The following is a 19,545-nucleotide window of genomic DNA, read 5'->3' on the forward strand; positions in this document are numbered from 1 at the left end:
CGAAGAAAAGAAGTCGTTAACCTTACTTACAAAGCGGATTTTTTATTTAAATTTATTGATGATGGCGCGATTAACATTTTCAGGAACGACAGCACTAATGTCGCCACCAAATTGAGCAATTTCCTTGATGATTGAACTCGACACAAATCGATACTTTTCATCCGATAATAGAAAGACTGTTTCAACCCCACTATCTTGGAGTTTATTCATCAACGCGATATTCGTTTCATATTCAAAGTCTGTTGTATTACGTAGACCACGAATTAAGACACTCGCTCCTAATTCGCGAGCAAAATCAACTGTAAGACCGGCTTTTAATGCCACGACCTTGACATTATCAAGATGAGCAGTAGCTTCCTTAGCCAAAGCCATTTTTTCTTCTCCAGTAAATAACGCTTTTTTACTCGTATTTGTTGCCACCGCCACATAAAGTTCATCGTATAATTTAGCTGCTCGCTCAATCATATCAACATGTCCCATTGTTAACGGATCAAAGCTTCCAGCATATAAGGCTTTTTGACTCATCTAATCCTCCTTATTCATACCAGTATAAATAACAATTCGCGTAATCCCATAAGTGACATCTTTTATTTTTCCGAGCCCAGCTACCTCATCTGGTAACTCATCTGTTTTTTCCATCTCACAAATCACTCGACTGGTTTGTTTTAACCAATTATCATTCACTAACATCGTTAAGGTTTTAACGAGTTGTTGCTTTTTATAAGGAGGATCTAAAAAAACTAAATCAAAGTTTAACGTCGGATGTTGCTCACGTAACTGGGCTAATGCTCGTAAATTATTTCCACCTAATACCTCTGCCCGGTTTTCTAAGCCTAAAGTGGTGATATTCTCCCGGATGGTGGTCAACGCTTGCCGATTTCGCTCACAAAAATAAGCATAGTGGGCGCCTCGAGATAAGGCCTCAATTCCAAGAGCGCCAGACCCAGCATAAAAATCTAAGACAGTCGTTTCTTCATCGAAATACGGGCCAATCATATTGAAGACAGATTCTTTAATCTTATCAGTTGTTGGACGGGTATTTTTACCAGGAACCGCCTTTAGTTTTCTTTTCCCATGTTCACCAGCAATCACACGCATCTAATCGCTCCTTTTTCTTGTACTATATTAAATATTACTTAATTTTAGACCAAAAGGGTTTTACTGCTAGCCAATAATATAACCCAACAAACAATACTACCACTAAAACCCATAAACAAGAAAGAATTATTAGGTTATCCACTAAATAATAAGAGAAGAAAACTCCTCCAACCAATATCATAACACCAAAAAAACCAACAAAGAATTTCAGCAATGTTAACCATTGACTACTACGGGTGAATAAATCTTGAAAGTTACCCCAATCTAATCTGAGATGTTTATAGTCATATTTAAATCCATTAAATGCCATCACCCCTGCTCCTATTATTGTCCCTACTAGCATCAATGGAATTAAATAAAAGGGAATGCCTAAACTAATCGCCACGAGGATAGAAATTATCGAGGAGACGACACTCTCAATTACCCAAACCGCTTTGAGTTTGGTCGCTAAGTATTGATGTCGATTAATGGGCAGTGTTTTCATAAATGGGTAATCCTGTTTTTCAATTGATAAAGCTATCCGTCCAAAAGAGGCATTAATTTGTAAGACATAGGCAATAGCCACTCCTAATATTATCAGCAAGCCGAAGTGATGCCATTGTAAATAAGCTAACGGTTTCTGAATGTCATCCCCGATAATAAATCCAATAAATGTCACTCCAACAAATAAGACCTCTGAAAGAATGATTTGTCCCGCTAATGACCGATTAAACAATGACCGAAAATGATACTTCCATAAAATAGATTGAAGGTTTTGTGGCGTCTGGTTTTGTCTACTTTTGACTGTACGTGGTGCCTTCGATGCCTCAGCTCTAAAATGATGCGCTTCATAATGAATTACCCAATATAAAATGCCAATCGCCAAAACAAATAAAACCAGAATGATTAATGAATGTTGCCATTGAGTAGGTTCAGATAATATATAATAAAAATGTTTAAATACTGGTAACTCCGACATATCAATCAGTGGTTGTTGTTCCAATGGCGCATTGACACTTAATAAGATAAAGCGGAGATAACTCATAAACCAAGCAACCGCAATTGCCCCATAAAAAGTATACATAAACCCTTTTCGATGACGTTGGATAATAGGAATTTTTAATCCTAAAGCAAGAAATCCGAGACCAATGGCCATCATCGCCGTACATAAGATAATCGTTAAAAGAAGTCCGGCGATAATACCAAACCATAGTTGATGAGGAATCCACCACATTGTCAACCAAATCGTTAGCGCAATGGGAAACGCGAATGTAAGAATGCTCAATAATTTACTAAAAAATATTTCTGAGGGGGTAAAAGGTAACGGATAAAATTCATTCTGGTCGTCGGCATTAATTACCACATTTAAAAAACTTTGACCGTTTGTTACTAATAAAAATAAACCAAAAATCAGCAAAAAGTGAGAATAGATTCCTGGATAATCTCGTAAAGAAATATTTCCCACCATAACACCAACAATGACTAAACCAGCTAATAACTGTTGCCCTAATGCTAGGAGAAGTCTTGGTGTTAAATTAATGAAAGAATCCGTTGATTTTTGCGCATTTTTTTGGCGGATTTTCGTTAATTGTGGCGCCATCCCACGAATCATATGTACTTTTAGTAAAGTTGATATCGCCGAAAATCTCATGACTCCTCACCTACTTCATTATCCTTATTGCTTTTTTCATTCGTTATGGAATCATCTACACATTTGACCATGTTTAAATAAATATCTTCTAGACTGGCATTCTGATGTTGAGCTCGTAAGTCTTTTAATGTTCCATCATATGAGATTTCGCCATGCTTTAAGATAACAATATGATCACATAATTCTTGCGCCGTATTTAAATCATGACTGGAAAAAATCACAATATTTCCAGCTGCAGCATGCTGTTTAATTTGTTGTTTCAAATCAAAAATGGCTTGTGGATCCAGCCCCGTCATTGGCTCATCCATCACCCAAATCTTTGGATGGCTAAGTAGCGCTCCAATCAACAGCACTTTTTGTCGCATCCCATGAGAAAACGATTGAATTAAATGATTGCGTTTGCCTTCTAGTTGATAGAAAGCCATTAATTCTTGAATTTTAGCTTCCGCTTCATCGTTCGGGATATTATAAGCTGCTCGAATTAAATCCCAATATTCACCTGCTGATAAATTCAAAAATAAATCAGGAGAATCTGGAACATAAGCTATCTTGGATTTCAATTCTAAGTCATTAACCGATAATGGCTTTCCATCAATGGTAATCGTTCCTGAAGTTGGTTCTATCACGCTCACTAATGATTTGATAGTCGTCGACTTGCCGGCTCCATTATGGCCAATCAATCCGAAAACCTCACCATCTGCAATTTCAAATGAGACATTATTTAAAGCTACCGTCGTTTCATATTCTTTTGTCACATGATCAAAAGTAATCATTGTATCGCCTCCAGAAAAGGTTTTCTTCAGTTTAGCATAGATTCTATATGTGACCAATAAATGATAAGTCATATTGAACTTATCTCAACAAAATGAGAAAAATGCATAATCATAAGACAAAATAACCCTATGTCTGTCATTTTTGTCGACAAACATAGGGTTATATAGCTAGTTATTATCAGTAGAAGTTGCTCGAGCAGCAACAACTGATAACACATCATCAAAATTCATCGAAAGGTCTTGTCTTGGTGATGGGTCAACTTGGCGAACACATTTTATTTTTTGTAATTTCTTAGTGAGTTCCTCCTGTTGATCCGCATCAATATACACGATAGCATATTTCATTCGTTTAGATACGTAATAAATATAACTATATTTCTTTAATTGATTAATTCCTTTCGTATGATGAAGCCAAACTACCAGCTCTTGACGTTCTGTTAATTGAGGAGGAGTTGACATCTTTCTTCCAACTTTCTATTCTTTTTCAATTTCAATTAATAAATCTCCAGACTCTACTTGATCACCAGCAGCGACGAGAACTTCTTTTACGACCCCACTTGTTGGTGATTTAATCGTCGTTTCCATTTTCATCGCTTCAGAAATTAATAGGACTTGTCCTGGTTTGACCACATCTCCTGTTTTAACTTGGACATCCAAAATATTTCCTGGCATGGTAGAGCCCACATGGTTTGGATTAGATTTATCTACTTTGCGTCGTGTGGCTTTTTTATTTGTCGCATGAGCATCTTGGACAATAATCTCTCGACGTTGTCCATTTAATTCGAAGAACATAATTCGATTACCGTTATGATCAGGTTCTCCAATTTCAATCAAACGAATAAATAGGACTTTCCCTTTTTGAATTTCTATTGTTACTGATTCCCCTGGTTTCATACCATAGAAGAAGGTTGGTGTATCAATTAAACTTAAATCAGAGTATTTTTCGAGTTTTTGACGATAATCAATAAAGATATCTGGATACATCAAATAACTTAAGACATCTTTATCATCAACGTCATCATCATCTAATTTAGCAATGATTTCTTCACGAACAGCTTCGAAGTCGACGGGTTCAAGCAATGCCCCAGGTCTTTCAGTCGTAGATGGCGCATCTTTTAAGATAATATTTTTGACGTCTTCTGGGAATCCACCAACTGGTTGACCTAGTTTTCCTTGGAAGAAGTTAATCACTGATTCTGGGAAGTCAATTTGTTGCCCTTTTTCATAGAAATCTTTAATGGATAAGTCATTTTGAACCATAAATAACGCCATATCCCCAACCACTTTTGAAGATGGTGTTACCTTGATGATATCACCAAATAACAAGTTCACTTCATGGTACATGGCTTTAATTTCATTCCAACGATCACCTAAGTTAACGGCTTGAGCTTGTTGTTGTAAATTAGTATATTGTCCACCTGGCATCTCAGTTAAATAAATTTCGGTTTCGGGAACTTTTAATCCTGAACTGAAGGCATTGTAATATTCACGAATATCTGACCAATATTGGTTCAAACGTTGCGCATTTTTAGGGTTAAGTGCTGGTGTGCGTTCACCGTGTTCAAGTGCGTAGTATAAGCTAGTCATACTTGGCTGGCTAGTTGTTGAACTAAAGGCTGCTGTCGCCACATCAACAATATCGACACCAGCTTCACTCGCTTTGACATACGTCATAATACCATTACCTGCCGTATCATGAGTATGTAAATGAATTGGCACGTCAACATGTGCTTTTAATTCAGAAATCAATTCATAAGCCGCTTGCGGTTTCAATAAACCTGCCATATCTTTTACAGCAATAATATCTGCACCAAGCGCTTGTAATTCTTTTGCCAAGTCTACATAATATTTCAAAGTATATTTAGAACGGTCTGTATCTAAAATATCCCCTGTATAACACATTGTTGCCTCAGCGACTTTACCTGCATCTTTTACGGCACGAATTGATTTTTCCATTTGTGCTGTCCAGTTTAAACTATCGAAAATCCGGAAAACATCGATACCTGATTTCGCTGCTTGCTTAATAAAGGCTTCTAGCACATTATCTGGATAAGATGTGTATCCAACTGCATTTGAACCACGGAATAGCATTTGTAATAACGTATTTGGCATCGCTTCTCGCAATTGTTCTAATCGTTTCCATGGATCTTCGGTTAGGAAGCGTAAGGCAGAATCAAATGTTGCCCCACCCCAAACTTCCATTGAGAAGAAGTTTGGATTCGCTTTTTCCATTACTTTAGCTGGTTTTAACATGTCACGTGTCCGCATCCGCGTAGCAATTAAACTTTGGTGCGCATCACGCATTGTGGTATCCGTTAATAATAAATCTTTACGTCCTAAAATATATTGACGTAATCCTTCCGTCCCCTCTGTTTCTAAAACTTGTTTAGCCGTTTTACCCATTGGTTCTTGCGGTTCAAAATTAGGAATCGTTGCCCGATTAAAGTAAGGTTTATCTGTATCTTTTAATCCTGGGAAACCATTTACTGTCGTATCAGCAATATATTGCAAAGCTTTATTTCCCCGGTCACGATTTCTATTTTTAGGGAAATCAAATAATTCATCGGTATTATCGATAAATGTTGTGGTTGCTTGTCCAGATTTAAACGTTGGATGATTAATCACATTACGAACAAATGGTAGGTTTGTTTCTACTCCTCGAATCCGATATTCACGTAATGACCGGTTCATTTTAGCAACGGTATCATCAAAAGTTCTCGCTTTTGTAATCAGTTTCGTTAACATTGAATCGAAATATGGTGTGATTACAGTGTTTGTAAAGCCATTACCAGCATCCAAACGAACCCCAAAACCACCTGGTGACCGATAAGTATTCACTTTACCAGTCGCTGGGAAGAAATCATTATTAGGATCTTCTGTCGTAATTCGACATTGAATCGCATAGCCATTTAATGGTAGCTCTTCTTGGCTAGGAACTCCGGCTTCAGCTAACGTTTCGCCATTAGCAATTTTAATTTGGGTTTGAACAATATCGACTCCGGTAATTTCTTCGGTAATGGTATGTTCTACTTGAACCCGAGGATTGACCTCAATAAAGTAGAAATCTTTACCATCTAATAAGAACTCAACCGTTCCTGCATTAGTATAACCTACTTGGTCTAAAAATTGACGGGCAGATTCACAAACCGCATGGCGTGTTTCCATATCCATCGAAACAGTTGGTGCGACTTCAACAACTTTTTGATGACGCCGTTGGACGGAACAGTCACGTTCCCATAAGTGCATCGTATGTCCATGTTTATCAGCAATCACTTGCACTTCAATATGTTTTGGATTTTCAATGTATTTCTCAACATACATTTCATCAGAACCAAACGCTTTTAAGGCTTCGCTCTTAGCAGTGTTAAACATTTCTTCAACATCATCACGAGAACGAACAACGCGCATTCCGCGTCCTCCACCACCGAGAGCAGCTTTTACCATAATGGGATAGCCCGCTTCTTCACCAAAAGCATATACTTCATCTAAACCACTGACTGGTCCATCTGATCCTGGAATTAATGGAATATCAGCATCCATTGCCGCTTGACGGGCTTTGACTTTATCGCCAAACATATCTAGGATATCACTTGACGGTCCAATAAATTGAATGCCTTCTTCTTCACAACGGCGGGCAAACTGAACATTTTCAGATAAAAAACCATAACCCGGATGAATAGCATCAGCACCTGTATCTTTGGCGATAGCAATAATACCTTCAATATCAAGATAAGCTTCGACAGGCTTTTTACCCACTCCAACAACATAAGATTCATCCGCTTTAAACCGGTGAACAGAAGCTTCATCTTCTTTCGCAAAAATTGCAACGGTTTTAATGCCTAATTCATAACACGCTCGAAAAACACGAATCGCAATTTCTCCACGATTAGCTACTAATACTTTTTTTATCATTATTGACTTCCTTCCACATAACTTTCTATCCATTGTTGTACATCATTTTAGCACAAAAACCATTCGTTCACCATTTTTCAAGGCTATTTCTTAATATTAATCACATAAAACGAAATAAAAAAGGCAAAACACGCACGATGTCTTGCCTTTCTAATTATTTGTTTGGATTTAAGGTTGGATTATAAGCGGTCATTACTGGACGCTTATGTTTCATTTGAAAATCACGTCTGAGGGCTGATAATGCTAACCCTAACATCATACTGGTCGCTAATAATGACGATCCACCATAACTTAGGAATGGCAGTGTAACACCAGTAATTGGAATCAAACCAGTAATTCCACCTAAGTTAATAAAGAGTTGCATAAAGAAATAGCTTGCCACACCAATTAGAATCATTTGATGATAAATCGAACGGGTTTTCGCGGCTTTTAAATATAAATAAACAATTAACGCAAAATACAACATTAAAATCAATAAGACAACAATAAAGCCAAATTCTTCACCTATAATCGCCATAATAAAGTCGTTGTGCGCTTCTGGTAAATAACCTGTCTTTTGGATACTATTGCCTGGTCCTTGACCAAAAAATCCTCCTACTGCTAACGCATAATAAGAGTTGACTAGTTGCAACCCATCGCTTTGTGCATATGCAAATGGATTAGCAAATGACACAAACCGTCGAATTTGGTAATTATCAATATGAGATAAATCAATTAGATTTAACGTCACGAGCATAACAATATAACCAATCACAGCAATAAGTAAGAAGCGTTTAAACCATTTGGATGAAATGCCACTTCCCAAAATCATCAATAACATGATTGAGGCTACTAACGTCATCCCCCCAAAGTCAGGAAACAAGAAAGTAATGATTAAAATGCCTAATAAACTAAAGACTAAAAAGCGTTCTTTTTTTATTAATGCTTTATAACCATTCGCGGTAATTTCACGTTGATGCTGTGCAATTAACGTTGCCAATACAATAACCACTAATGGTTTAGCTAACTCAATGGGTTGCAGTGATACTGGTCCTAGTGATAGCCAACCTCTTGCCCCATTACGAGCTTCTCCAATAAACAATACAATAAGTAAGAGAATAAACATTATACTAACCATAATATTGATTGTTTTTCGCTTTTGTAGTTTATCAATATTCATAAAATAAAACCCAAAAAAGGGAAGAAATCCAATCAATACAAAAATAAATTGACGAATTAAGTAAGAGTTTGCTGGTAAATCTTGACTAATCGCTAAATAAGAACTTGCCGTATATACCATCATCAATCCGACAATAAGTAAAATAATGGTAATAATTAATACCGGTTTATCAATAATTTTTAATTGCTGAATCGCTCGTTTCAATTGTCTTTTTCCGAACGATTCTGGCACTTTTTTATCTGTTTGAGTGCTCATAATAACCTCCAATAGCCACTATAAAACAATCATTATTATAGCATAAACCCAAAGTTGAAGGAACGTGTCTTCCTTTGAAGAAAAGGTAAAGAAAAAGCCTTGAGCTTGACTCAAGGCTTAGGATATCAATCCACATTATCATTAATGATTTTTGCGTTTATTCGCTTTTGCACGTTCGGCTTTATTTAAAATTTGTTTCCGTAAGCGAATGTTTTCTGGCGTTACTTCACAATATTCATCATCACCCATAAATTCTAAAGATTCTTCTAAGTTTAAAATTCTAGGTGCTTTAATAACCGCTGTTTGGTCTTTAGTTGCTGAACGAACGTTGGTTAAGTTTTTCGCTTTAACAATATTAACTGCTAAGTCTTCTGAACGAGAGTTTTCCCCAACAATCATTCCCTCATAAACTTCTGTACCTGGTTCAATAAAGATTGTTCCCCGGTCTTCTAAGTTCATAATAGAATAAGTGGTTGCTTTCCCATTTTCCATTGAAACAAGTGCACCACGATTACGTGACCCAATTGTTTCTTGAATATATGGTTGGTAACTATCAAACATATGGTTAATAATACCGTAGCCACGAGTCATAGACATAAATTCAGTCGTGTAACCAATCAATCCACGGGCAGGAACTAAATATTCTAAACGAGTGGTTCCTCGTCCAGTATTTTCCATATTTAACATTTGACCTTTACGTGTATTTAATGAGTCAATAATCGTTCCTTGATACTCTTCTGGCGTATCTACTTGAACATGTTCAAATGGTTCGCATTTAACGCCATCAATTTCACGAATAATAACTTCAGGACGAGAAACTTGTAGTTCATAGCCTTCACGACGCATGTTTTCAATCAAGATAGAAAGATGTAATTCGCCACGTCCAGAAACAATCCAAGCATCAGGCGAATCTGTATCTTCTACACGTAAAGAAACATCGGTATGTAATTCATATTTTAACCGTTCTTCTAATTTACGTGCTGTTACATGTTGTCCTTCGCGTCCTGCTAACGGTGAATTATTCGTTAAGAAAGTCATTTGTAATGTTGGCTCATCAATACGTAATGGTTCAAGTGCTTCTTGAACTTCCGTATCTGTAATTGTTTCACCAACATAAATATCTTCCATACCAGAAATAGCAATTAAATCGCCGGCTTTAGCTTCATCAATTTCAACACGGTCTAACCCTAAGAAGCCAAATAATTTAGTCACGCGGAATTTTTTCACGGTACCATCTAATTTATTTAATGCCACTTGGTCTCCAACTTTAATTTGACCACGGAAAATACGGCCAACTCCAATACGGCCAACGTAATCATTATAGTCAAGCATTGAAACTTGGAATTGTAATGGTTCGTCAGAGTTATCTTGAGGAGCAGGAATATACTCTAGAATAGATTCAAAGACAGGATCCATTGTTTCGTCTTGTTTTTCTGGTTCAGGTGCATAACTTGATGTTCCATTAAGTGCTGAGGCATAAACCACTGGGAATTCTAATTGGTCTTCGTCTCCACCTAATTCAATGATTAAGTCAATTACTTCATCAACAACTTCTAATGGACGTGCAGATGGTTTATCAATTTTATTAACGACTACGATTGGTACGACGCCTGCTTCTAATGCTTTTTTCAATACAAAACGCGTTTGTGGCATTGTTCCTTCATAGGCATCAACAACTAGTAATACTCCGTCAACCATTGACATAATCCGTTCAACTTCGCCACCAAAGTCCGCGTGTCCTGGAGTATCTAAAATATTAATCCGTTTACCTTTATAGTTGACAGCGGTATTTTTAGATAAAATCGTAATTCCGCGTTCTTTTTCAATGGCATTTGAATCCATTGCCCGCTCATCTAACTTGGCTCTTTCATCCAAAGTTTCTGATTGTTCTAATAATTGGTCAACTAGGGTTGTTTTCCCGTGGTCAACGTGAGCGATAATTGCAATGTTACGAATGTCGTCTCTTTTTGCCATTCTGCTAATTCCTCCATTTTTGTTTGATACTAGTTCAAAGGGCATCCCCTTATAACATAAACTGCTGTTCTATTCTATCACTAAGATCAATGAATAGCTAGTTTTAATTCATTGTTTTATAAGTTTCATATTGCTTTCTAAACCGTTTATAAACCGATGGATAACCAACAAATACAGGGTTAGGATTCATAAAGTCGATAGGCTCTCCTGACATTTGAGTCAAACATAATCCTAGTTCGTTAATGGCCACACTACCCGCTGCAATATCCCATGGTTGTAAATGTGGTGACGTATACCCTAATGTTTCTCCTTTAACAACGGAAATCAGTTCTAATCCTGCTGAACCATAAAGACGTAACCCCATGGCCTCTTGAACCATTTCCTGCATATGATAGGTATTGTCTAATAATAATGAACTATTAATGGCAATCAGTCCATCACTAATTGGTTTATCTCTAAATGGTAAAGTATAAGATTGCCCATTTATTTTGACACCGTTATCTTTAATCGCTTCTAGCATAGTATCTGCCATCACATCATAAACAAAACCGATTTGGCCCACACCATCTTCAAAATAAGCAATCATAATGGCAAAATGATTATGTTGCAAAACAAAGTTAGCTGTGCCATCAATCGGATCGATAATCCAGACTGGGCCGTCTAAACTTGTAATGGTTTCTCCCATATGCTCCTCACCTAAGATTCCTTCACCAGGAAAATGGTGTTCGATTTGTTCACGGAAAAACATTTCAGTTTCTTTATCTAAATTGGTCACCAAATCTTTACGGTTAGATTTTTCTTCAACCGTCATTTGGGATGCCATATTTTCTTTTAAATGATTGGCAGCTGTATAAATCCAATCTTTAATGATTTCAGCACGTTTCTCTAATTGCATTAGTATTCCCCTTTAGTTATTTAGTCATTTTAATCGTTTTAGCTGTTTCTTCCTTTGCTTTTTTAATCGTTGGATAAATAGCATATCCAGAAACTTTACTAAATTGCTTATCAAGTTGTTTCTCTTCCATTTTACTAGGAACAATTTCTTTAAACTCGCGATAAGCAGCTAACAATGCTTCACGATTCACACCACGTTCATACGCTTGTTCAATTTTACTAAAAAAAGTGACGACAGTACTAATTTCTTCGGTTGTCCATGCCTCATCGATTGGGTAAGTGTAGTTTGGCATAATAATCCCCCTAAAATTTACTTATTTTCATTATAACAAAACGACTGCTAAAGCGATAAAATCTTCGATTATGCCAAAAAAGAGGTCGGGCTTAACCCGACCTCTTCATCATCGTCTGAATACTAGAATTTTAGAGATTAATTACATATGAATTGGTTGTCCAAGTAATGCTTCAGCTGTATCCATTACGGCTTCAGATAATGTTGGGTGACCATGAATTGTTAAGGCAATATCTTCAGCGTTCATACCAGCTTCAATTGCTAAACCAACTTCAGCCATAACATCAGAAGCATTTGCTCCTACCATTTGAGCACCCACTAAAACATTGTCTTCTTTAGTAGCTACTAAACGTAAGAATCCTTCTTTTTGGTCAAGAGATAATGCACGACCATTACCTGCTAATGGGAATTTAGAAGCGTGAACATCTAATCCTTGTTCTTTAGCTTCTTTTTGTGTTAATCCATATGAAGCTAATTCAGGATCTGTGTAAGCAACTGAAGGCATTACTTTATAGTCAACAGCTGCTGGTTCACCTGCGATGGCTTCAGCAGCAACTTTACCTTCGTAAGAAGCTTTATGTGCTAAAGCAGCACCAGGAACAATATCACCAATAGCAAAGAAGTTTTTAACATTCGTACGTCCTTGGTTATCTACTTCGATTAAACCGCGGTCGTTTGTTTTAATGCCAACACCTTCAAGACCAATTTCTTCAGTGTTTGGACGACGACCAACAGATACTAAAACATAATCAGCTTCGATTTCTTTAGCTTCTCCGTTAACTTCATATTTAACAGTTACAGAATCGCCGTTATCAACAGCTTCTTTAGCCATTGCTTTAGTATGAACTGTCATGCCACGGTCTTTCATTTTTTTCTCAACAACTTTAACCATATCTTTTTCGAAAGTTGGTAAAATTTGTGGAGAACCTTCTAAAATAGTGACATCAGCACCTAGGTTAGCATAAGCCATACCTAATTCAGAACCAACAATACCGCCACCAATGACAACAAATTTTTTCGGAACTTCTTTTAAGTTTAATGCGCCTGTTGAGTCAAGTACGCGTCCGCCAAATTTGAAGCCTGGGATTTCAATTGGTGTAGATCCAGTCGCAATAATGGCATTATTGAATGAATACAATTGATGAGAATCATCTTCACCAACCACTGTTAATTCGCGTTCGTTATTGAAGAAAGCTTCACCGCGGATAATTTCCACTTTATTTTTTTTCAATAACATTTCAACGCCGCCAGTTAATGTTTTAACGACTTCATTGTCTTTCCATTCTTGTGTTTTTTGGAAGTCTAATTCTGCGCCAGTTGATTTGACACCGAATACTTCACTACCACCTTTAGCATTATGGTATGCATGTCCAGCAGAAATTAAGGCTTTTGATGGAATACATCCAACGTTTAAACAAACACCACCAATAAATTCACGTTCAATAACGGCTACTTTTTGGCCCATTTGTGCCGCCCGGATGGCAGCAACATAGCCACCAGGTCCAGAACCGACAACAACTGTATCTAATTCAACTGCGAAAGCTCCAACTACCATTCTTTTATCATCCTTCCATTAATAACAATTCAGGGTCAGCTAATAGACGAGTAATTTCGTTTAAAGCACGTTGTCCAGTCGCACCATCGACAATACGGTGGTCGAAAGTTAATGAAAGTTTCAATACGCGACCAACAGTAACTTCACCTTCATCATTTACGATTGGTTGTTGAACGATAGCACCAAATCCTAAAATAGCGACCTCTGGGTAGTTTAAGATTGGTGTAAAGAATTCGCCACCTACTGAACCAATGTTTGAGATTGAGATTGTACCATCAGCCATTTCAGATGCAGAAAGTTTTCCTTCATGTGCTTTTGCTGCTTTATCATTGATTTCGTCAGCAATATCAAACATAGATTTCATATTAGCATCTTTAATTGTTGGAACATATAATCCTTGGTCTGTATCAGTTGCGATACCTACATTGTAGTAATGTTTATGAATGAATTCATGAGCGTCTTCATCCACAGAAGCGTTAAGTGCTGGGTATTTTTTAACTGCAGCAACTAATGCTTTAACAACATAAGGTAAGAATGTTAATTTAGTATCGCGTTCAGCAGCAATTGCTTTGAATTTTTTACGGTGATCCCATAATTTAGAAACTTCAACATCTTTGAATAATGTAACTTGTGGTGCAGTAAATTTAGATGTTGACATTGATTTAGCAATTGCTTTACGCATTGGTGTCATTTTAACGTGTTCTACGCGGTCATCATCTTGAGCGCTTGCTTGTTGTGCAGGTGCGTCATTTTGAGCAGCTGGTTGTTCGCTTGCTTGAGCAGTTGCTGCTTGACCATCGAAGTTATCAATATCTTCACGTAATACACGACCATTTTTACCAGTACCACTAACAGCAGAAATATCGACACCTTTTTCACGTGCATATTTACGTACGGAAGGCATTGCTAAAACGCGTTTATTTGGATCAGAAATTTCTGGAACATTGCCACTAGCTGCTGAAGTATCAGTAGAAGCGTCTTGTGCAGGATCATCTGCTTTAGCTTCTTTTGCTGGTGAATCTGGCGTTGAGGCAGGTTCTTCACCTTCACCATTATGTTCTGGTGAGTCAATTTCAGCAAGTACGTCACCAACGTTAGCTACTGTACCAGCTTCAACAACAATACGTTTAATAGTACCAGCAACTGGAGAAGCAACTTCTTCAACAGATTTATCGTTTTGAATTTCAACTAATGAATCTTCTTCATCAACAGTATCGCCTTCACTAACTAACCATGAAGCGATTTCTCCTTCTGCCATTCCTTCACCAACATCTGGTAAAGTGAATTTGTAATATGAAGTGCTTCCTGATGCAGCAGGTACTTCAGATTCAGCTGCTCCACTGTCAGTAGCACCTTCATTATCTTCAAGACCTTCCCCTTCAAAGGTAATTAATGGAGTACCAACTGTTGCAACGTCTCCTTCATCATAATGTAATTCTTTTACTGTACCATCGACTGGTGAAAAGATTTCTTCAACAGATTTATCGTTTTGGATTTCAACAATTGGATCTTCTTCACTTACAGTGTCACCAACAGCAACTAACCAAGATACGATTTCTCCTTCTGCCATTCCTTCACCGACATCAGGTAAGTTAAATACGTATGCCATTTACTTTTTCATCCCTTCTTTGTTTGAAATTAGTATCAATTGTTTATGTGTATAAACTAGGCAAGAGCCCGGCATTTCGAGCTCTTCTAGTTTTAATTTATTTATTATTTAATTTCGTTAACTGCGTCAACAATATCGTCTGCGCCTGGAATCCAGTCATTTTCAGCTAAACCGAATGGGAATACTGTGTCTGGAGCAGCAACGACTTTAATCGGTTCTTCTAATGATAAGATAGAACGTTGTGAAACTTCTGAAGCGACTTTATCAGCGACACCCGCTTGACGTTGTGCTTCTTGAACAACAACTAGACGACCTGTTTTTTCAACAGATGCTGTAATTGTTTCCATATCTAATGGAGAAACGGTACGTAAGTCAACGATTTCTACAGAAACACCGTCTTTTTCAAGTTGATCAGCAGCTTTGATTGCTTCACGAACCATGTAACCATATGTTACGACTGTGACATCTGAACCTTCTTTAACGATATTAGCTTTACCTAATTCAATTTCGTACTGATCTTCAGGAACTTCTTCACGGAATGAACGATAAAGTTTCATATGTTCTAAGAAAACAACTGGGTCGTTATCACGAATTGATGCTGTAAGTAATCCTTTAGCTTCTGAAGGACTTGAAGGAATAACCACTTTAAGTCCTGGAGTTTGAGCCATAAGACCTTCTAATGAGTCAGCATGCATTTCTGGTGTATGAACCCCACCACCAAATGGTGAACGAACAGTAATTGGTAAGTGACGAGTTTGTCCCATACGGTAACGTGTACGACTCATTTGACCTGAAATAGAGTCCATTACTTCATATACGAAACCAAAGAATTGAATTTCCATTACAGGGCGGAAACCGTGTAAAGCCATACCAATGGCCATACCACCAATACCTGATTCAGAAAGTGGTGTATCGCTGATTCGTTCATCACCATATTTTGCATGTAAGCCTTTTGTCGCACGGAATACACCGCCGTTTTTACCGACATCTTCACCAAAAATGACGACTTTTTCATCACGAGCTAATTCTTGGTCTAGAGCTTCTGTGATGGCTTGAATCATGGTTAAGTTAGCCATGCTTATTCACTCTCCTTCGCACTGTAAAATTCAATTTGTTCTTTAACGTTTTGTCCTGGATTTTCAAACATGTTATCCAAGAATTCTGAAATTTTTTGTTTAGGTGTTGCGTCAGCTTTTTTAACCGCTTCTTTAATTTCAGCTTTTACTTCTTCAACATATTCTGTTTCAATTTCTTCTGACCATAATCCTTTTTCTTCAAGGAAGACACGCATACGGATTAATGGATCACGTTTTGTCCATTCATCAATATCTTCTTGTGTACGATAAATTGAAGGGTCGTCACCTGATGTTGAGTGAGCACCTAAACGGTTAGTAATTGTTTCAACTAATACCGGACCATTTCCTTCTAAAGCCCATTCGCGTGCTTGTTTAGCAACAGCATACATTGCTAACGCATCGTTACCATCTACTTGAACACCAGGAATACCAACTGCTACTGCTTTTTGTGCTAATGATTTAGCAGCTGTTTGTTTAAAGCGTGGTGTTGAAATAGCATAACCATTATTTTGAATAAAGAATACGATTGGTGCTTGGTAACGTGAGGCATAGTTTAATCCTTCATATGTATCACCTTGTGATGAACCACCATCACCTGTATAAGCGAATGTGACAGCTTTATCCCCATTTAATTTTTGAGCAACAGCTGAACCCATTGCTTGGATGTATTGAGCACCGATAATGATTTGAGGTGGCATTGCATGTAAGTCTTCTGGATAGTCGTTTCCTTCAACATGTCCACGTGACCATAGGAATCCTTTATAAATTGGTAATCCATGAGCGATTAATTGAGGGACATCACGGTAACCAGGGAATAACCAGTCTTCTTTAGTAAATGCATAAGAGCTTGCCATTTGTGAAGCTTCTTGTCCTAAAGTTGGTGCATAGAAACCTAAACGTCCTTGTTTTGCTAAAGCCATTGAACGTTCATGTAACGTACGTGAGAAAACCATACGTTTCATTAATTCAACAAGTTCATCGTCAGATAAGTCTGGCATAATGTCTTCATTAACGACATTCCCTTTCTCATCTAAGATTTGAACCATCTGAAATTGCTCATCAATTGCATCCAATTGAGTCGCGTAATCAACTGGTAATTTAGCCATTTGTAACACATTCCTCTCTGTTAAACATTTTACACAGTAATAACTGTATTATATTTATAATCTTTACTGTCATAATTTATCATCATTTTTTATGATTTGCAAGTTTATCGATGTCGAGATAATAAATTTCTATTATAGTACAGTTCGACTTATCTATAACCGCTTTCTTTATTGGTTTCATTGAGTTAACTGTCTTCAGTTATTTTCTGCTTTCATTCCTGTTTTCTCTCTAATGATAAAACCCTATTACCTATCCATCTGTTTCACTAAAACTAGTACAACTGTTATAATATCTTTAAGGCTTTTGACTTTAATAATGACGCGTGAGAAAATATAGAATGCAAAAAGGATAAAAGGACGTGATGAAATGATAACAATGAAAGATATTGTTCGTGAAGGTCATCCCGCATTACGTGAAGAAGCCGATAAAGTTTCCTTCCCACTCGACGACGAGACACGCAAATTAGCAGATGACATGTTAGAATTCTTGATTAATAGTCAAGACCCCAAAAAAGCAGAAAAATATAACTTACGTGCTGGAGTTGGATTAGCAGCAACGCAATTGGCAGTTTCTAAACAAATGTTAGCTGTTCATATTCCCGGAGAATATGAAGATGATGACCCAGAATTAAGTGGTGTCTTCTTCAACCCTCGCATTATCAGCCATTCAGTTGAAAATGCTTGTCTACGGGGTGGTGAAGGCTGTCTATCTGTTGACCGTGAAGTTCCAGGTTATGTGCCTCGACATGCACGAATTACTTTACGTTATATGGATAGCGACGGCGAAACACATAAAAAACGTTTTTCTGGCTACCCTGCCATTGTATTACAACATGAGATTGATCATTTACATGGCATTCTCTTTTTTGATCATATCAACGAAAAAGATATTTTTGCTTTAGATGATAATACAACATTACTATAGAAAATACTGACAGCAAAAAGAAGCTCCTAGGAGCTTCTTTTTTAGTTATCCAATTGTTGTGCTACTTCATTCAAAATAGCTGCAGCAATTTTTATTTTACTTTGTTGTTCCACTAATCGATGTCCTGTTTCACTGACTAAATAAACCGCATTCTCATCGCTACCAAATCCAACTTCTTTCTGGCTCACATCATTAGCCACAATCAAGTTAACGCCTTTACGTTTCCGTTTATCTTGAGCATATTCAAGGACATGTTGTGTTTCGGCAGCAAAACCAACAACATAATGATTATCTTTTGGTAAGCCGGCCAAGATATCAGGATTTTCAATCAAATCAAGCGTTAAATGTCCATTGGCTTCTTTTGTTTTTTTCATTTTTTGATCAGATGGCGTCGCAATCCGATAATCACTTACTGCCGCTGCCATAATAATAACATCAGCCTCCGCTTCATGAGCTAACATCTTTTGATTCAATTCAACGGCTGATTGAACAACTGACTGTTTTATTTGTGGAAGCACAGGTAGTGACAAGGTACTTTCTGTCCGAATAAGATGGACATCCATTCCTAACAAGGCGGCCACATGGGCAATCGCAATCCCCATCTTCCCAGATGAACGATTCGTTAAATAACGTACCGGATCCAGTGGTTCAGCAGTACCACCAGCACTAATTAAGAGTTTCTTCTCAGCTAATGTTTTCGACCAGTCAGTCATTTCATTAATTGCAATCAATGCCCAAACTGCTTGTAAAATAGCATCTGGTGCTGGCATTCTTCCATCTCCTTCATACCCTTCTGCTAAAAAGCCAGAATCCGGTGAAATAATGGTATACCCATCTAATTTCAAACGCTCAATATTACGTTGTGTGCTCGGTTTATGCCACATATTATGGTTCATGGCTGGTACAAATAATATCGGAGAGTGACTAGCCATCAACATACTAACGGCTTCTTTATTTGCTTCACCATTTGCGAAACTAGCCAACGTATTAGCTGTTGCTGGCATAACAACAATGATATCCGACCAATCCGCTAAAGCGACATGCCCAATCGCTTCTGGGTAAGTTTCCCCTTCAACCAACACAGGATACTTAGTCAACACTTCTAACGTTTTCGTTGTTACAAACTCTTTAGCTCCAGGCGTCATTGCTACTCGAACATCAGCGCCTGCTTTAATTAATGACCGTACAAAATCGGGAACTTTATACGCAGCAATCCCTCCTGTGATAACAACGGTAATATTGTGCTTGTTGCGCATACTCTCTCTCCTTTAACTCTTTTTATGATGT

General features: G+C 37.5%; 16 protein-coding genes. 1 reads left to right on the forward strand and 15 read right to left on the reverse strand.

Translation table 11 applies throughout. From position 1 onward, the window contains the following. Nucleotides 1-42: 42 nt before the first annotated feature. The 14 genes from coaD to pdhA form a co-directional block, all read right to left on the reverse strand. A complete protein-coding gene (gene coaD / locus B8955_RS01030; protein ID WP_084097818.1) occupies nucleotides 43-525 on the reverse strand; it encodes a pantetheine-phosphate adenylyltransferase in 483 nt (160 codons plus the stop codon). Beyond that, nucleotides 526-1,098, reverse strand: a complete 573-nt coding sequence (rsmD, locus tag B8955_RS01035; protein WP_084097819.1) for a 16S rRNA (guanine(966)-N(2))-methyltransferase RsmD — start codon at nucleotides 1,096-1,098, stop codon at nucleotides 526-528. Between the two features lie 34 nt (nucleotides 1,099-1,132). Further along, the gene (locus B8955_RS01040) at nucleotides 1,133-2,728 is read right to left on the reverse strand and encodes a hypothetical protein (protein ID WP_084097820.1); all 1,596 of its coding nucleotides are present in this window, start codon (nucleotides 2,726-2,728) and stop codon (nucleotides 1,133-1,135) included. Continuing rightward, the gene (locus B8955_RS01045; protein WP_084097821.1) at nucleotides 2,725-3,501 is read right to left on the reverse strand and encodes an ABC transporter ATP-binding protein; all 777 of its coding nucleotides are present in this window, start codon (nucleotides 3,499-3,501) and stop codon (nucleotides 2,725-2,727) included. The genes B8955_RS01040 and B8955_RS01045 overlap by 4 nt, the downstream gene beginning before the upstream one ends. Nucleotides 3,502-3,669: 168 nt before the next feature. Next, nucleotides 3,670-3,960: a YlbG family protein gene (locus B8955_RS01050; protein ID WP_084097822.1), complete on the reverse strand. Its 291-nt coding sequence runs from the start codon at nucleotides 3,958-3,960 to the stop codon at nucleotides 3,670-3,672. Nucleotides 3,961-3,975: 15 nt separating this feature from the next. Continuing rightward, a complete protein-coding gene (locus B8955_RS01055) occupies nucleotides 3,976-7,410 on the reverse strand; it encodes a pyruvate carboxylase (protein WP_084097958.1) in 3,435 nt (1,144 codons plus the stop codon). A gap of 157 nt (nucleotides 7,411-7,567) precedes the next feature. Further along, nucleotides 7,568-8,827: an FtsW/RodA/SpoVE family cell cycle protein gene (locus tag B8955_RS01060; RefSeq protein ID WP_084097823.1), complete on the reverse strand. Its 1,260-nt coding sequence runs from the start codon at nucleotides 8,825-8,827 to the stop codon at nucleotides 7,568-7,570. Nucleotides 8,828-8,968: 141 nt separating this feature from the next. Then, nucleotides 8,969-10,801, reverse strand: a complete 1,833-nt coding sequence (typA, locus tag B8955_RS01065; protein ID WP_084097824.1) for a translational GTPase TypA — start codon at nucleotides 10,799-10,801, stop codon at nucleotides 8,969-8,971. 103 nt (nucleotides 10,802-10,904) lie between these two features. Beyond that, nucleotides 10,905-11,696 (reverse strand): inositol monophosphatase family protein, encoded by a 792-nt coding sequence (locus B8955_RS01070; protein WP_084097825.1) that lies wholly within the window; start codon nucleotides 11,694-11,696, stop codon nucleotides 10,905-10,907. 16 nt (nucleotides 11,697-11,712) lie between these two features. Beyond that, nucleotides 11,713-11,988, reverse strand: a complete 276-nt coding sequence (locus B8955_RS01075; RefSeq protein ID WP_084097826.1) for a UPF0223 family protein — start codon at nucleotides 11,986-11,988, stop codon at nucleotides 11,713-11,715. A 141-nt stretch (nucleotides 11,989-12,129) separates the two neighbouring features. Further along, the gene (gene lpdA / locus B8955_RS01080) at nucleotides 12,130-13,542 is read right to left on the reverse strand and encodes a dihydrolipoyl dehydrogenase (protein WP_084097827.1); all 1,413 of its coding nucleotides are present in this window, start codon (nucleotides 13,540-13,542) and stop codon (nucleotides 12,130-12,132) included. A gap of 7 nt (nucleotides 13,543-13,549) precedes the next feature. Continuing rightward, nucleotides 13,550-15,151, reverse strand: a complete 1,602-nt coding sequence (locus tag B8955_RS01085) for a 2-oxo acid dehydrogenase subunit E2 (RefSeq protein WP_084097828.1) — start codon at nucleotides 15,149-15,151, stop codon at nucleotides 13,550-13,552. Nucleotides 15,152-15,255: 104 nt separating this feature from the next. Beyond that, entirely contained in the window at nucleotides 15,256-16,227 is a 972-nt protein-coding gene (locus B8955_RS01090) for an alpha-ketoacid dehydrogenase subunit beta (RefSeq protein ID WP_084097829.1), read from the reverse strand. Nucleotides 16,228-16,229: 2 nt separating this feature from the next. Next, nucleotides 16,230-17,333 (reverse strand): pyruvate dehydrogenase (acetyl-transferring) E1 component subunit alpha, encoded by a 1,104-nt coding sequence (gene pdhA / locus B8955_RS01095; RefSeq protein WP_084097830.1) that lies wholly within the window; start codon nucleotides 17,331-17,333, stop codon nucleotides 16,230-16,232. Between the two features lie 367 nt (nucleotides 17,334-17,700). Between pdhA and def the strand changes: the two genes are divergently transcribed. Next, nucleotides 17,701-18,258, forward strand: coding sequence for a peptide deformylase (gene def / locus B8955_RS01100; RefSeq protein WP_084097831.1), 558 nt, complete (start codon nucleotides 17,701-17,703; stop codon nucleotides 18,256-18,258). A 41-nt stretch (nucleotides 18,259-18,299) separates the two neighbouring features. Here def and coaBC read toward each other — a convergent pair whose 3' ends face one another. Then, entirely contained in the window at nucleotides 18,300-19,514 is a 1,215-nt protein-coding gene (gene coaBC, locus B8955_RS01105; protein WP_084097832.1) for a bifunctional phosphopantothenoylcysteine decarboxylase/phosphopantothenate--cysteine ligase CoaBC, read from the reverse strand. Nucleotides 19,515-19,545 lie beyond the last annotated feature (31 nt).

Origin of the sequence: Aerococcus suis, from assembly GCF_900176325.1 — a bacterium.
Lineage (GTDB): Bacteria > Bacillota > Bacilli > Lactobacillales > Aerococcaceae > Aerococcus > Aerococcus suis.

Coding starts and splice junctions, on each gene's coding strand:
- coaD (WP_084097818.1), bottom strand. CDS start 525: ATGAGTCAAAAAGCCTTATATGCTGGAAGCTTTGATCCGTTAACAATG.
- rsmD (WP_084097819.1), bottom strand. CDS start 1,098: ATGCGTGTGATTGCTGGTGAACATGGGAAAAGAAAACTAAAGGCGGTT.
- B8955_RS01040 (WP_084097820.1), bottom strand. CDS start 2,728: ATGAGATTTTCGGCGATATCAACTTTACTAAAAGTACATATGATTCGT.
- B8955_RS01045 (WP_084097821.1), bottom strand. CDS start 3,501: ATGATTACTTTTGATCATGTGACAAAAGAATATGAAACGACGGTAGCT.
- B8955_RS01050 (WP_084097822.1), bottom strand. CDS start 3,960: ATGTCAACTCCTCCTCAATTAACAGAACGTCAAGAGCTGGTAGTTTGG.
- B8955_RS01060 (WP_084097823.1), bottom strand. CDS start 8,827: ATGAGCACTCAAACAGATAAAAAAGTGCCAGAATCGTTCGGAAAAAGA.
- typA (WP_084097824.1), bottom strand. CDS start 10,801: ATGGCAAAAAGAGACGACATTCGTAACATTGCAATTATCGCTCACGTT.
- B8955_RS01070 (WP_084097825.1), bottom strand. CDS start 11,696: ATGCAATTAGAGAAACGTGCTGAAATCATTAAAGATTGGATTTATACA.
- B8955_RS01075 (WP_084097826.1), bottom strand. CDS start 11,988: ATGCCAAACTACACTTACCCAATCGATGAGGCATGGACAACCGAAGAA.
- lpdA (WP_084097827.1), bottom strand. CDS start 13,542: ATGGTAGTTGGAGCTTTCGCAGTTGAATTAGATACAGTTGTTGTCGGT.
- B8955_RS01085 (WP_084097828.1), bottom strand. CDS start 15,151: ATGGCATACGTATTTAACTTACCTGATGTCGGTGAAGGAATGGCAGAA.
- B8955_RS01090 (WP_084097829.1), bottom strand. CDS start 16,227: ATGGCTAACTTAACCATGATTCAAGCCATCACAGAAGCTCTAGACCAA.
- pdhA (WP_084097830.1), bottom strand. CDS start 17,333: ATGGCTAAATTACCAGTTGATTACGCGACTCAATTGGATGCAATTGAT.
- def (WP_084097831.1), top strand. CDS start 17,701: ATGATAACAATGAAAGATATTGTTCGTGAAGGTCATCCCGCATTACGT.
- coaBC (WP_084097832.1), bottom strand. CDS start 19,514: ATGCGCAACAAGCACAATATTACCGTTGTTATCACAGGAGGGATTGCT.